11 protein-coding genes and 2 pseudogenes are annotated in these 13744 nt (G+C 56.0%); 4 read left to right on the forward strand and 9 right to left on the reverse strand.

Annotated features, from left to right (window positions below; genetic code table 11):
• Window positions 1-165: 165 nt before the first annotated feature.
• Window positions 166-624 carry a hypothetical protein gene (locus tag HFM78_RS05430; RefSeq protein WP_287128407.1) on the forward strand — a complete coding sequence of 153 codons (459 nt, stop codon included), beginning with the start codon at window positions 166-168 and terminating at the stop codon, window positions 622-624.
• On the opposite strand, the gene HFM78_RS05435 is transcribed toward HFM78_RS05430, so the two are convergent.
• From HFM78_RS05435 to HFM78_RS05460, 7 genes and pseudogenes are all read right to left on the reverse strand, one after another.
• A complete protein-coding gene (locus tag HFM78_RS05435; RefSeq protein ID WP_287128408.1) occupies window positions 621-1499 on the reverse strand; it encodes a hypothetical protein in 879 nt (292 codons plus the stop codon). The genes HFM78_RS05430 and HFM78_RS05435 overlap by 4 nt on opposite strands.
• A 245-nt stretch (window positions 1500-1744) precedes the next feature.
• Window positions 1745-1900: a DUF4087 domain-containing protein gene (locus HFM78_RS16155; RefSeq protein ID WP_396033560.1), complete on the reverse strand. Its 156-nt coding sequence runs from the start codon at window positions 1898-1900 to the stop codon at window positions 1745-1747.
• A 19-nt stretch (window positions 1901-1919) separates the two neighbouring features.
• Window positions 1920-4025, reverse strand: a pseudogene (locus tag HFM78_RS05440) (molybdopterin oxidoreductase family protein).
• Window positions 4022-4810: an ABC transporter ATP-binding protein gene (locus HFM78_RS05445; protein ID WP_287128410.1), complete on the reverse strand. Its 789-nt coding sequence runs from the start codon at window positions 4808-4810 to the stop codon at window positions 4022-4024. Before HFM78_RS05445 ends, HFM78_RS05440 begins: the two are co-directional and overlap by 4 nt.
• A gap of 170 nt (window positions 4811-4980) precedes the next feature.
• On the reverse strand, window positions 4981-6897 hold the full coding sequence (locus HFM78_RS05450; RefSeq protein WP_287128411.1) for a nitrate ABC transporter ATP-binding protein: 1917 nt from the start codon (window positions 6895-6897) through the stop codon (window positions 4981-4983).
• A 5-nt stretch (window positions 6898-6902) separates the two neighbouring features.
• The gene (gene ntrB, locus HFM78_RS05455) at window positions 6903-7739 is read right to left on the reverse strand and encodes a nitrate ABC transporter permease (protein ID WP_287128412.1); all 837 of its coding nucleotides are present in this window, start codon (window positions 7737-7739) and stop codon (window positions 6903-6905) included.
• A 42-nt stretch (window positions 7740-7781) separates the two neighbouring features.
• Entirely contained in the window at window positions 7782-9047 is a 1266-nt protein-coding gene (locus HFM78_RS05460) for a CmpA/NrtA family ABC transporter substrate-binding protein (protein WP_287128413.1), read from the reverse strand.
• Window positions 9048-9489: 442 nt separating this feature from the next.
• Here HFM78_RS05460 and nth point away from each other — a divergent pair, with 442 nt between their 5' ends.
• Both nth and HFM78_RS05470 read left to right on the forward strand, forming a co-directional pair.
• Window positions 9490-10167, forward strand: coding sequence for an endonuclease III (gene nth / locus HFM78_RS05465; RefSeq protein ID WP_287128414.1), 678 nt, complete (start codon window positions 9490-9492; stop codon window positions 10165-10167).
• A 76-nt stretch (window positions 10168-10243) separates the two neighbouring features.
• Window positions 10244-11104, forward strand: coding sequence for an Rpn family recombination-promoting nuclease/putative transposase (locus HFM78_RS05470; protein WP_287128415.1), 861 nt, complete (start codon window positions 10244-10246; stop codon window positions 11102-11104).
• On the opposite strand, the gene HFM78_RS05475 is transcribed toward HFM78_RS05470, so the two are convergent.
• The gene (locus HFM78_RS05475) at window positions 11101-11940 is read right to left on the reverse strand and encodes an alpha/beta fold hydrolase (RefSeq protein ID WP_287128416.1); all 840 of its coding nucleotides are present in this window, start codon (window positions 11938-11940) and stop codon (window positions 11101-11103) included. The two genes, HFM78_RS05470 and HFM78_RS05475, sit on opposite strands and share 4 nt — an antisense overlap.
• Before the next feature lie 22 nt (window positions 11941-11962).
• Entirely contained in the window at window positions 11963-13135 is a 1173-nt protein-coding gene (locus HFM78_RS05480) for a glycosyltransferase (RefSeq protein ID WP_287128417.1), read from the reverse strand.
• 303 nt (window positions 13136-13438) lie between these two features.
• Here HFM78_RS05480 and HFM78_RS05485 point away from each other — a divergent pair.
• A pseudogene (locus HFM78_RS05485) lies at window positions 13439-13744 on the forward strand (RNA-guided endonuclease TnpB family protein); the annotation flags it as partial.

Genomic DNA, 13744 nt, shown 5'->3' on the forward strand with positions numbered 1-13744 from the left:
ACTGGGAAACGTCAACGCTTGGGGAGAGCATAGCCCCTACGACAGAGGCGCAATCCGATGTTGCAAGCTGACTCGTGGAACCAAGAGCTGGGCGGTACCACCCAGCTATCCCCCGGCTTTAGCCGTGGGGAGTGTCAACCAGCACTCTTGTAGCACAAGCTCTGAATGGTTGCAGTTACGGTTGCACTGAGTCTAGTGGTAGAAGGTGCGTCCGGCGTAATAGCTGTTTTTGGTGTGGGCTTCGGCTTCAGCCTGGGTCATCAAGGGTTGCCAAATGGGCTGGGGGCTGTCCTGATTGTCGCCGTGAAAAGTGTCTGGGGTACGCCGGGACCCAGGCAGAAACGCTACAGTGTCGTTACGGTTTTGGAAATGGGTGTGGTCCTGACCAAGGTTTTTGATACCCAAGCGGGCTTTGAATATTTTTGGCAGGGCCTACGCAAGTCGGGGATCATCAAGGCGCGGGCTTTGTACCACGGACGGACCCGGCGTTTTCGGGTGGATGTGCCCTGTGACCAGGACCTAGAATCCCTCATCGCCCTAGAGACTGAAGCCCGCCGTCTCGAACAACAGGCGTTACAACTCGAACAACTCTGGGGCCTAGACCGCCGTTTACTCGAAGACTAGGGCACCTCGCCCACGTAGACCTGCTCCCCCTGGAAGTCCCAGGTCACGGTCGTCTGCTCAAAAAAGGGCAGCCCCAAAACCATATCCATCTCTCCCAATAAGTCCGTCTCGACCACCAATACTTGCGGCGGGTTGAAGCGTAGGTAGAGCTTGCCTAGGCGGATCTTCAACAGACGATTGACCCTCTTGACCTGCGGTGGACTTCCCGGTGCCGGGTCTAAATCCTCGGGGCGTACCCCTAAGCCCTCCGCCGTTGTGGACCGCAACCAGATAAAGGGCGTACCACTGTCCAACTGGGTCCGGTAGGTGGGAGCCTTCCCTAACAAAATAGTCTGGCCCACAGTGGGTAAAGCGATCGCTGAACTGTAGATAAGGGGATTGAGGATCAAGGCGGGACGCGAACCGACCAGACTAAGGGAGACGCGCTTGATGCCCGGGAACATCCCTGGACGCAATCCGAGTACTCCCTGAGCCAAGTAGCGTTTGACGGTCTCGACGACACTGGGGGCGGGGCCTTCGAGGGAGCTGGCGAGGAGGAGGGGGACTTTTCGTTGCCAGTCACCCAGGGTTAAGGCTAGATCGACGACCGCGCCTTGTACTTGTCCGCCGTCGGTGTAGCTGAGTCGGCTCGTGGGTCCCTGGCGGTTGACGAGGGCGGGGTGGCCTTGGCTGGGGTCCAACCAACTCTGGGCACTCCCGGTCGCCAAAATCAAGCTGGTATTTTTTCCCTCAATCTGGATATCAAGGACATAGAGGGTGGTAGTGCGGTCCTGGAGGATGCGGACTGGGAGTCTGACCTCCGCTAGGGTCTGACCTTGACTCGGCAGGGCTAACCAACTCGTCAACCCCACCAGCAATGTCCCGCGTCTTTTCATAGGATGATTTAACCATGAGTAGCCCCCGCACGCTGTTAAAACGGCTTGACTACACCCCGGCTCTCGCCTGTTCAAATTTGGAGAAATCCATACCAACGCTCTCAAACTCCTACTAAAGCAAGAGCAGCTCCTGTTGTACTAAGTTCATCTCCTGTTTGAGCAAGTACACACCCCACGGAGGACGACCCAGTTGGTTTTGAACAGTGGGCTGATGAGTGGGGAGGCTAGCGGGCATATTTGACTCATCACATCTCGGGTTTGGGTAGCGTCTTGTCGTCCCGGCACCTAGCTAGCGGGAGGGTCTTGCCGGAATTCACCTTGGTAATGCGCTTATCTTTGGCGTTCGTCTCGACATTCAAACACGCGCAGCCGTAACCGTAACCGTTGGACCGAGTTTGCACATACTGTTTGTCATAGAAATTAGGGATGAACCAATGACGATGGCGGACCAGAGACCTTTAAGCGCACTGCACAGGCTTTAAGTTCGGGTTGGTGGGAACTCGGATCGAGGGCGGGGTGGGTGAGGGCATTGGCTTCGCTGGCCTCAGCCCACAATAATCACCAGTGCATCGGAACAAAAAGGACACCAAGAGGAATGGCGGCAGTAATACGGACGGGGAAGTAGGCGCGGCCCCGGCGTGATTGGACCTCGACCCAGTCCTCTTCCTTGAGGTTGAACTGGGCTGCATCCTGGGGATGGATCTCGATAAAGGGCGTGGGGTGCATTTTTCGGATCTTCTCAATCCGTCCCGTGCGCGTTTGGGTGTGCCAGTGTCCGTAGAGTCGTCCGTTAGTCAAGATGAAGGGGAACTCCGTATCTGGGGGTTCCGCGAGACCGTGGGGGTGTTGAGCCGCGAAATGGGCACGACCGTCCGGGGTGTGGAATTTCAAGTCGGTATAGAGACGAGCCGGCGGCTGGGGACCCGTGAGGGGGCAGGGCCAACGTTGGGGACCTTGCTGTAACTGAGCATGGTTAATCCCGGTCATGTCACAGGGGCGGCCCTCGGTTAGCTGGACAAATTCAGCAAAGACTTCGCTGGCTTGGGTAAAGGGGAACTGGACGGCAAAACCTAACCGACGGCCCACCTCCGCAAAGATCGCCCAATCGTCGCGGGCCTCGCCCCTAGGCGGCTGGAAGGCTGGACAGAGGGTGACGTAGCGTTCGGAGTTGGTCATAACCCCGGTTTTTTCGCTCCACTGGGTCGCCGGCAGTAATAGGTGGGCGTAGGCCGTGGTTTCCGTCGGGTCATAACAGTCTTGGTAGACCGTGAAGGGGGATTGACTAAGGGCACGTTTCGTCCGCTCTAGGTCGGGCATACTCACGGCGGGGTTGGTGGCGGCGATCCAGAGTAGGCCGACCGCCCCGGCTTCGAGTCCCAAAATCATCTCCCAGACATTGCGCCCCGGCCTGGGTGAAATTCGTCCGGCTGGTAGCCCCCAGAATTGCTCCACCCGTGCCCGGTGCTGGGGTTCCTTCACAGAGCGATAACCCGGTAATAGGTGCGACAAACCTCCCGCCTCCCGCCCACCCATGGCATTCGGCTGGCCCGTCAAGGAAAAAGGACCCGCTCCCGGTCGTCCAAGCTGCCCCGTCAACAGATGTAGATTAATCAGGGCACGGACTTTGAGCGTCCCCTCGCTGGATTGATTCATCCCCATGGACCAGAGCGAGAGCACTCGCTCAGCTTGGCCCCAAGTGTGGGCGCAGGTAATTAAATTGTCAATGGGGATCTGACATCGTTCACTGACCACGGCGGGCGGATAGTGGCGGAGGATTTCCTTGAGTTCCGCGAAACCCTGGGTATGAGCTTGGATAAAAGATTCTTTGATGTAGCCAAACTCCAACAGTAAGTAGCCGATGCCGTGCAGCAACTCGATATCTGTTCCCGGTTGAATGGCCAAGTGTAAATCGGCGGCGGCGGCGGTGGGTGTACGGCGAGGATCGACCACGATGAGCTTGGCTTGGGGATTCTGGCGTTGGTGCTTGGCGAGACGATTAAAAATAATGGGATGACATTCGGCGGTATTGGTGCCGATTAAAAAAGCACAATCACTTATCTCTAGGTCGTCATAACAGCAAGGAGGACCATCGGCCCCAAAACTCTGCTGGTAGCCTGAGACCGCTGAGGACATACACAGGCGCGAGTTAGCATCGAAATTATTGGTTCCGAGACAGCCCTTCATCAATTTTTGAGCCGTGTAATAGTCCTCAGTACAAAACTGCCCGGACCCGTACAGACAAAGCCCATCGGGTCCCTGGGTCTCTAGCACCTGTTGAATTCGTCGGACTAACAAGCTCAACGCCCCCTCCCAACTCAGACGGCGGAAGGGTTGGTCCAAGCGTTCACGGAACATGGGGTAGAGGAGACGGTCCTTGTCCAAGGATTCGAGGATGGTCGCGCCCTTGACACAGACCATGCCCTGATTAGAGGGGTGGTTACGGTCGCCCCGGACGCGCTGACCCAGGACCTCCAGACCACAGCCCACCCCGCAGTAAGGACAGAGGGTTCTAATCGGTTCCATCAGTCCACGAGGGCCGGGTCGCCCGCTCGTTCGTATAAAAAGGTCATCACTTGGTTACGGAGGGTGTAGTAAGCAGGGTCTTCGAGGATGTCAGCACGGGAGCGGGGCCGGGGGAAGTTCACGTCCAGGATTAACCCAATCGTCGCCTCCGGTCCATTGGTCATCAATACAATCCGGTCAGCCAGCAAGATCGCCTCATCAATCTCATGGGTAATCATCAAAACCGTCGTCCGGTCAGCTTCCCACAGTTTCAACACCTCGTCCTGCATCTCTTCCCGGGTCAGCGCGTCCAAGGCACCAAAGGGCTCATCCAAGAGGAGAACTTTGGGGCGAATTGACAGGGCGCGGGCGAGGGCAACCCGTTGTTTCATCCCGCCGGAGAGCTCACCGGGCTTCTTGTGGGCGTTGGCAGTGAGACCGACTAGCGCAATGTAACGGTCAGCGATTTCTTTTTTCTCAGCCTCGGTACCGGAGAGAGCCGCATTGATTCCCAGCAAAACGTTCTCGTAGGCCGTCAACCAAGGCAAAAGTGAATAGTTCTGGAAAACCACCATCCGGTCGGGTCCGGGTTCGTAGACTTCCTTGCCCTCCAGGATCACGCCCCCAGTCGTCGCCCGACTCAGCCCCGCCACCATATTCAAAAGGGTAGACTTCCCGCAACCAGAGTGACCCAAGAGCGCGACAAACTCCCCCCGTTTAATCTTGAGCGCGACATCCTTGAGGACCACATAGGGACCCTTGGGCGTCGGGAATGACTTAGTGATGTAACTCAGTTCTAGGTAAGACATGGCGTTCCTCGGTGAAGGCCCCTCCGCCCCACAGGGTGGGGGACCAAGGCCAAAGGCGTAAGCAGAAGACAGCAGAGCATTTTAGTTCTTGCTCCCCAGTTCGTGAACTTGTATCTAGCGGCTGCTCTAGCTTTGTCCCCCCATTCATGGGGGCTAGGGGGCTTCTTAGCTCAAGCGACCGCAGAAGCAGTCTGCATAAATGTCAGGGGGTCGGCGGGGTCGAGGCGGGAGCCGTCGGGGAGGACGAGGGGCTGGTAGCTGGCGGCGGGGAGCTTGTGACCCAACTCGGTACAGGCTTGTTGGAAGACATCCTCGCGGTACACCCGGTCCAACACCTCGCGCCAGTGGGGCGGGAAGGGGAGTAGTTCCCAGCGCGCCATCTGGGTCAATACCCACAACTGCTCAGTCCGGTTGGTCGGGGCAAAGAACACATTAAAGTCCGGTAGTTGCGCGGTTCGTCCGAATCCATAGTCGTAGGACCCCGAGAGTCCCTGGGCCGTGTACTCGCTGTTGACGTAGGCTTTGGCCCCGATGAGACGGCTCACCTCCGCGCGGTTGGCCCGGTCCTCACAAAAAAGACAGGCTTCAACTAGGGCTTTGACGAGGGCGAGTTGGGTCTGGGGATAACGGGCCGCCCAGGACTCCTTGAGACCCAAGACTTTTTCAGGGTGTCCGGGCCAGAGGTCCAGGTCTGTCACCGGGACAAAGCCAATCCCTTCTTGGACCGCCCGGGTATTCCAGGGTTCGCCCACGCAGTAACCATCAATGTTCCCCGCCTGGAGGTTCGCGACCATCTGGGGCGGCGGGATGACGACTAGGTTCACATCCCGGTCTGGGTCAATGCCACCGCCCGCTAGCCAGTGCCGCAGCAACAGGTTATGCATCGAAGTGGGATGGACGATGCCCAGGGTATGACGTTTGCCAGAACGGTCCTCCGTCAAATAACGTTTGAAATCGGCGCGGGTACGGACGCCCTCCTCCCAGAAACGGCGGCTCAGGGTGATGGCGTTGCCGTTGCGCGAGAGGGTCATGGCACTGATGAGCGGTACGGATTCGCGCTTGAAGGCTTCAGCGAGAGGCATCCCGGCGACCATTTGGGCACCGTCGAGTCGGTCTTCCAGGACCCCGGCGAGAATCGCTTTCCAACTCGGTTCCCGCGAGAGGGTGACGGTCAGCCCGTGTTTTATGAAAAATCCTTTCTCTTGGGCAATCACCAAGGGCGCACAATCCGAGAGCGGCACAAAACCGAGGGTGAGCGCGGCTTTCTCTAGGCCACTCCCAGCCTTGACCACGGGCACGGTTTTCGTGGCGGTCTGTTTTTTCGCCTGACTCAGGTAATAAAGTAATTCGTTGCGCTGACGGTAATAGTTGGGGTTGTTGATAACGACGAGTCGTTCGCGGGGCCGGGGTAACTCGACGGTCATGGTATCGGCAACTTTCGCGGCGGGACCATTGCTCATCATCACAATCCGGTCTGATAAAAGGAGGGCTTCCTCGACATCGTGGGTCACCATGACCACGGTGATCCGGTGCGCCTCCCAGATCTTGAGCAGTTGCTCCTGTAAACGGCCGCGCGTTAGGGCATCCAGGGCACCGAAGGGTTCATCTAACAATAGAACCTTGGGCCGAGTTGCTAGGGCACGGGCCAGACCCACCCGTTGCCGCATCCCACCGGAAATCTGCTGGGGTTTCTTGTCGGCAGCGGCTTGTAACTGGACCAAGGCAATGTGTTCCTCGACAAGGGCCGTGCGCTCACTTTCGGAAAGTTGGTCGTGGACCGCATTCACCGCCAGGGCAATGTTTTGGCGCACGGTCAGCCAGGGTAACAAGGAGTGATTTTGAAAAGCCACCATCCGGTCAGGTCCCGGCCCCGTAATCGGTTTCCCCTCTAGCAGAATCCGGCCTGATGTGGCGAGTCCCAAACCCGCCACCATATTGAGGACCGTGGACTTACCGCAGCCGGAGTGCCCAATCAGCGAAACAAACTCTCCCTCAGCAATCTGGAGGTTGACTCCCCGCAAGGCCTCATAGACCCCGGTGCCCGTGGTGAAAATCTTACCCGCGTTCTGAATCTCTAGAAACGCCATCGCTATTACTCCGAGACGACCAAGACTTTACCCAGGTAATACACCAGCCGATCCAGGGCAAACCCGACCAACCCGACGTAGACCACCGCCAGAATGATGTCACTCATGCGCGAACTATTGTAAGAGTCCCAGATGAAGAAACCAATTCCCACCCCGCCCGTGAGCATCTCCGCCGCCACAATCGCCAACCACGCTAACCCCACCGCAATCCTGAGCCCGGTGAAGATGTAGGAGGCCGCTGACGGGAGCAGGATACTGAAGAAATAAGTAGCCCGCGAGAGCTTGAGGACACTCGCCACGTTGCGGTAATCCTGGGGGGTCTGCATTACGCCCACCGCCGTGTTGAGGATGATGGGCCAGACCGCCGTAATAAAGATGACAAAAATCGCCCCCGGTTCCGCTTGGTTAAGTGCGGCTAGCGCAATTGGCAACCAGGCCAAGGGCGGGACCGTCCGCAACACCTGCACGATGGGGTCCACCGCGATCCGCAGGGGCTTAACGGTACCAATCAAAATCCCCACACTCACCCCCACCACCGCCGCCAGGGTATAGCCGAGGGCCACCCGTTGCAAACTGGAGAGCAACTGCCAGCCCAAGCCCTTATCGTTGGCTCCCCGGTCAAAGAACGGGTCCACAATCAAGGGCAGCGTATCGGTAATCACCTGCACTGGGCCAGGAATTTGTCCGGTCTTCCCCGCCGCGCTCAGTAATTGCCACGCTCCCAAAAAGACCCCGAGGGCCAACAGGGGCAATAGCACATAGGTAGCGCGTTCCCACCATTCTTGGAGGGCGGGGTTCGGCTGGGATTCAACGCTCAGGGGTCGTACAACCTCGTTCGTCATCTGGGTTTCCTCAGGGTAGGGTGATTGGGGACGAGGGGAGATTTAGACTAATTTTTTGATTTTGACGGCCTTGAGATAGGCTTCGGGGTTCGCTGGGTCGAACTTGATGCCATCAAAGAACTTCTCCACGCCCCTGGAGTTGCCCTTGGGTCCCGCTTGACCAATAGACTTCGCGGCCTCCCGCCAGAGGTCCTGACGGTTGCCGGCGGCGACTAGTTTTTTGCCATCGGTGCTGGTGGGCAGGACCCCCCAACGGATGTCCTCGGTGATGAACCAGAGGTCATGGCTGGGATAGGGATAGGAGGCATTGTTGGCCCAGAACTTCATAATGTGCGGACTATTGCGCTCAATCGGACGACCATCGCCGAAGTCAAAGATCCCTTTGTAACGGGCGACGATATCAGCAACGGGCGCGTTGATCCACTGACGGCTAGAGACAATGCGGGAGAGTTCGTCTTTATTTTCGGCCTTGTCCGCCCAGAGTTGCGCCTCTTGGACTGCCATCAAAATCGCTTTGCTGGCCTTGGGATATTTGTCCACGTAGGCAGCCCTGACGACCAAGGACTTCTCTGGGTGGTTATTCCAGAGTTGCCCGGTGGTGAGCGCGGTGTAGCCGACCTGTTGGTTAATCAACTGCTGGTTCCAGGGCTCCCCCACACAGAAAGCATCGGTTACGCCCGTCTTCATGTTGGCGACCATCTGGGGGGGAGGAACGGTGACTACTTTTAAGTCGGTGTCGGGGTTGATCCCGCCCGCTGCCAACCAATAGCGAAGCCAGGCCCAGTGGGTCCCGCCGGGGAAGGTCTGGGCCACGGTAATGGGGTCGCCACTGGCCTTGGCCTGCTCAGCGACGGCTTTCATCGGCGCACTGTTGAGGCCCAGTTTGAGCGGTTTGTACTTGTTGGAGACGGAGATAGCCTGACCATTGATGTTGAGACGGGCCAGGATGTACATCGGAATTTTGCGGCTGCCCTTGGTAATCGCGCCATTGCTGATGAGATAGGCCATCGGGGTCAAGAGGTGTGCCCCGTCAATCCCACCACCCTCTGAGCCGAGTTCTAAATTGTCGCGGGATGCGCCCCAAGAAGCCTGTTTGAGGACCTCGACATCTTTCATGCCGTACTTCTCGAAGTAGCCCTTTTCTTTGGCAATGACGAGGGGGGCACAATCACTAAGGGCCACGAAACCCAAGCGGGCCTTGGTGGTCTCGGGGGCATCGGCGGCGTTGACATAGCCCGGAGCCAAAAGCGTAGCTCCAGCGGTCAAAATTAGTTCCCGGCGGGTCAAAGGACGAGGTGATTCCAACAAGGTCGTATCCTGTAATACTTATCCCCTAGGAAACACGCTCTCTCGGTTGTGAAATGTATTGCGTGATACCTAAGGATGGATGCAAGAGTTATTCGTTATCGTTCTGATAGCGAAACAGCATAAAACAGCCTCCGCTCCCAGTGTCTCCCCACGGATGAACAGATAGACAGGAATAATTTCTATTACTTTGAGCGAGTGAGCCGATTGTGCTGTCTACCGCGAGGTATAAAAAGATGTCTAATTTGCTAGTGCCCCTAGTAGTGAGTCAAGCCGACAGTAAACTGGTCTGAATTGATTTTTCCTGGACAAATCAATTCAGACCAGTGATTCGCTGCATTGAGGAAGCATAACAACCTTAGCTTCCCAGCCAGCTACTGAGATTTTGTACTTTAAGTCAGCTTGCTATATTGAGAGGCTGAATCCGGTTAATCTACCTATCCCCATGCCCCGTCCTCCCGCCCACAAAAAACAAGTCAGCCGCGCTGTCGAGGTCCTGCGTCGGCTCAAGGAACATTATCCTGAGGCCCCCTGCTCCTTAGATTACCAAAGCCCCGTTCAACTCCTGGTGGCAACTATCCTCTCGGCCCAATGCACCGATGAGCGGGTGAATCTCGTCACGCCCCACCTCTTTGCTCGGTTCCCGGATGCGCGGGGTTTGGCTCAGGCTGACTTGGGTGAACTCGAAATCCTGGTGCGCTCCACGGGGTTTTACCGTAACAAGGCCCGCAATATCCAGGGCGCGGCGCAAAAAATTATGACTGATTTCGCCGGAGAGGTGCCCCGGACGATGATGGAACTATTGACACTGCCCGGGGTCGCCCGCAAAACCGCAAACGTTGTCCTCGCCCACGCCTACGGTATTAACGGTGGGGTAACCGTGGATACGCATGTGCGCCGTCTGAGTAATCGGTTAGGCTTCACCATCACTCAGGACCCGGTCAAAATTGAACAAGACTTGATTAAACTACTCCCCCAACCCGATTGGGAAAACTGGTCTATCCGCCTCATCTACCACGGCCGCGCCGTCTGTAATGCCCGTCGTCCTGCTTGCGAACGTTGTTTCCTAATTGATATTTGCCCTGGAGCCATCCTGCCCGTCAATCAGGGGGAATCGCTCTAAACTTGAGTAGGATTAACTCCAATATCATCCCTTTAACATTGATATTCCTGGGGTATTTCTAGCAAATGAGTGCCAGATGAAAACCGATACCCTCTTTTACGTCATCTTCCAGCAAGCCCCCGCCGTCTTCTTCCAAGCCATCGGACGGGATGAAGATATAGCGGCACACTACGAGTTTGTTTCGGTGGAGGTCAAGCAGCGCAGCTTTCGCATTGATGGTGTCTTCCTGCCCAAGCTTGCTACCGAGCCTATCTACTTTGTCGAGGTGCAGTTCCAGTATGATGCGCTGCTCTATGCCCGCTTCTTCACTGAGGTGTTGTTATATTTAGACAAGTCCCCGCTCAGCAACGATTGGCACGGGGTTCTGCTTTTTCCCACCCGCGCCCTAGACCCGGTGCTAGAGCCCAAGAGCCGCCGCTACCAAGAACTACTTGCCCCGAGTCGGACCACCCGGCTGTACTTGGACGAACTAGCAATAGTAGCTCCTGAGTCACCGGGGTTGAGCTTGCTTTACCTAGTAGTGGAACAGGAGAACACCGCCGGGATGAGTGCGCGACGCTTGTTAGCCCAGAGCCGTCAGCGCGGGGAGCAATTTCATCAAGAAATGTTAGAACTAGTGGAAGCGGTATTGGTGAGTAAGTTTCCGCGCAAGACTCGACAGGAGGTGCTGACGATGCTCAACATTGACTTGAATGTACTGAAACAGACGCGCTTCTACCAAGAAGTCTTACAAGAAGGTAAGGAAGAAGGCCGGGAAGAAGGCCAGCGGCAAATGTTAATTGGCTACTTGAGCCGCAAGTTCGGTCCTTTGCCTAGCGAGGTGAGTCAGGCTTTATCAGCCATCACCGAGGCCCAACAGTTAGAAGATTTACTAGAACAAGCAATCGCGGCCCCAACGCTGCCAAGCTTTCACCAAGCTCTTCTGTCAGCTAGCTAATCCCGACGGCCCAGGAAGTTGGCAAGGACAGGGACTAAACCGATGAAACCATCCTCTTGGGGGTAGTGTCCGGCATCCAGGAGCTTGGTGAATTCACCGTCCTTGAGGATACGGGCAGTTTCTTGACCCAGACTAAGGGGGAGCCAGGGGTCTTGGTCGCCCCAGGCAACAAGGACGGGTTGGGTCCAAGTTTTGAGACCCGTAGTAATCTCCGGGAGGGCTTGGGCGAGTTGGAGGTTGCGGATGGTGGCGACCAAGGCTTTCCCGGCGGCAGAGCTTTTGAGGAAGGGACGACGGTAAACCTCTAAGTCCGCATCGGGGATCTGGTACTTACTCCCCGCTTCCAGAGTCCGGTCAACCAAGATGGGGTCCTGGGTCAACATCTCCCCGAGTAATGGCAACCCCCACTGCTGCATTGACCAGGGTAGTTTTGCGGCACCGAGAGGCGCATTGAGGATGACCAAGCGGCGCACTTGGTCAGGATGGGCTAGGGCATACTGAATGCCCACAGAACCAAGAAATCCCTGGACGACCAGATGAAAAGGAGCCAGTTCTAGCGTCTGGACAAAGGCGGCAAGGGCAGTCAGGAAAGCAGCAGGAGTGTAGCCAAAAGCTTTGGGTTCCGGTTTGCTCGATAGGCCCGACCCAATCCAGTCCGGGGCCACACAGCGATGCCCGCGCTCGGCAATTCCCGGCAGGACTGCCCGCCAACTGTAACCCTGGGCAGGTAGACCGTGGAGGAACAAGACTGGGGCGAGGTCTGAGGGTCCGAGGGGTACGGCTTCACGATAGAACCAAGACAAGGGACCCACTTCAATCAAGTGTTGGCTATTCACAGGGCATCCAATTTTTTTGAGCTTACTGCCCACCGGCAGCCGGGGCAAGTCCCAGAACTGAGCGGAGACGAGCAACCACGCGATGCCAAGTGTAATTTGCCGCGTGCGCAGGTCCCCGCGTCTGTGCCTGGGTGACGAAATCAGGGCAGGTCATAACTTTGTTCATCTGGACCACCAAGTGTTCAAGATCGGGTGCCAAAAACCAAGTGGGGGTCTGGTCCGGCTGCATCGTCTGGCTGAGGGTACTGGTTACATAAAGGGTGGCATCGGGATGGGTAAAGTCATCGGTGGCTCCGCCCTGGGTACAGATGACCGGCAGGCCGCAGGCCATGGCCTCCAGCACAGGCAAGTTGAAACCTTCGGCGCGATAGGGCGAAACGTAGACATCGGCGGCCTGATATAATTCGGCGCACTGCTTAAACGTTAAAGTTGCCCCGTAATAAGTCAGGCGCGGGGTCACAAGTTGTCGTTCTTGTACCGTCAAGGTCTGCATGATATTGGCAAGATATTGCTGTGAGGCATAGAGCGCGTCGGAACCCTTCAACACCAACCGCGCCTCTGGGTTAACTGTGGCAACTGCGGCAAATGCTTTTAACAACAAGTCAATCCCTTTGTTACTGGTCATGGCCCCGATGTGCAAAAAAATAAACCCTTGCCAACCTAGGTCCTTGCGTAACTTCTGGCGTTTGTAAGAATTGGCAGGCTTATGGATTTTAGGGTCAATACCGTGGGGGACTACCACCACCCGTTCAGCGTCAGCTCCTTCGTGCAAGAAGCCGGAGCGGGACCACTGCGAGGGCGTGATAATAGTTGCCTGAGAGTTGCGGTAAGCCTGAATAAATGGCTGGTTGCCCGTCATGTAGATGCGCGGCACCATGCGGCCCTCTGCCGTTCCAAACACCCAGACTCGCTCTCCCCTCGTGGGTAGGGTGTAGGGAAAACCAATTCGATAGGTGGGCGCAATAAGATTTAAGGGGGGGGCGGGAATACGCTTAAGCGTAGATTCACTCGCGGTATCAAACAAGCCTAGGGTAGATTGCCAGTTGGGATTGTAAAAAGGTAAATCACGGTGAAAAACCTGTAACCCCGGCTGCCTGACCAATTCCAACAGTTGAAACTGGTTAACGACGGCGTAGGAGTGAGCGATGAAACGCCAACCCTCGATCAGTAATGACCCGTCACTGCCCAAATTCATGACCCTAGCTGAGAAGACCATACCATTTCTTAGAATTAGTGCATGATTTAGGCGTTGAGATACTCTAAAGAAAATAATTGAGGGTCTGGCGATGATTGGGTACTCGCACTACTCATGAATGAGGATGCTGGGATGCTCAAGGCCCTGAGGGAAAAGCAAACTGAGCTTGCTAATAGAGAGAACCCTTTACCAAGAGCGGCGTAAAACCCCTAGCTTTAGCTATGGGGATATAAGCCGTATCAGCCAATGGCGCATAGGATAGCTAAGCGACAAATTTCAGCTTAAATAAACTATAATAGTAGTATGTTAGTCCTTGAGTCAAAGTTAGTCGCCACCTCTGAGCAGTTCGCCTTAATTGATGAGGCGATCCGCACCTTCCAATTCATCCGTAATAAAGCCTTGCGCTATTGGATAGATACTAAGGGTGCTACTAAGTATGATCTTAACAAACAATGTGCGATTCTTGCCAAAGAGTTTGAATGGGCTAATAAACTAAACTCGATGGCAAGACAATCCGCAGCCGAACGAGCATGGTCGGCAGTCTCCAGCTTCTTTGACAACTGTAAAAAGAACATTGTGGGCAAGAAAGGCTATCCCAAGTTCCAAAAA

It is taken from the genome of Candidatus Cyanaurora vandensis (assembly GCF_013285555.1).
GTDB lineage: Bacteria > Cyanobacteriota > Cyanobacteriia > Gloeobacterales > Anthocerotibacteraceae > Cyanaurora > Cyanaurora vandensis.

Bases quoted from the DNA above. Each gene is read 5' to 3' on its own strand.
- HFM78_RS05430 (WP_287128407.1), top strand. From the start codon at position 166: ATGGTTGCAGTTACGGTTGCACTGAGTCTAGTGGTAGAAGGTGCGTCC.
- HFM78_RS05435 (WP_287128408.1), bottom strand. From the start codon at position 1,499: ATGAAAAGACGCGGGACATTGCTGGTGGGGTTGACGAGTTGGTTAGCC.
- HFM78_RS05445 (WP_287128410.1), bottom strand. From the start codon at position 4,810: ATGTCTTACCTAGAACTGAGTTACATCACTAAGTCATTCCCGACGCCC.
- HFM78_RS05450 (WP_287128411.1), bottom strand. From the start codon at position 6,897: ATGGCGTTTCTAGAGATTCAGAACGCGGGTAAGATTTTCACCACGGGC.
- ntrB (WP_287128412.1), bottom strand. From the start codon at position 7,739: ATGACGAACGAGGTTGTACGACCCCTGAGCGTTGAATCCCAGCCGAAC.
- nth (WP_287128414.1), top strand. From the start codon at position 9,490: ATGCCCCGTCCTCCCGCCCACAAAAAACAAGTCAGCCGCGCTGTCGAG.
- HFM78_RS05470 (WP_287128415.1), top strand. From the start codon at position 10,244: ATGAAAACCGATACCCTCTTTTACGTCATCTTCCAGCAAGCCCCCGCC.
- HFM78_RS05480 (WP_287128417.1), bottom strand. From the start codon at position 13,135: ATGAATTTGGGCAGTGACGGGTCATTACTGATCGAGGGTTGGCGTTTC.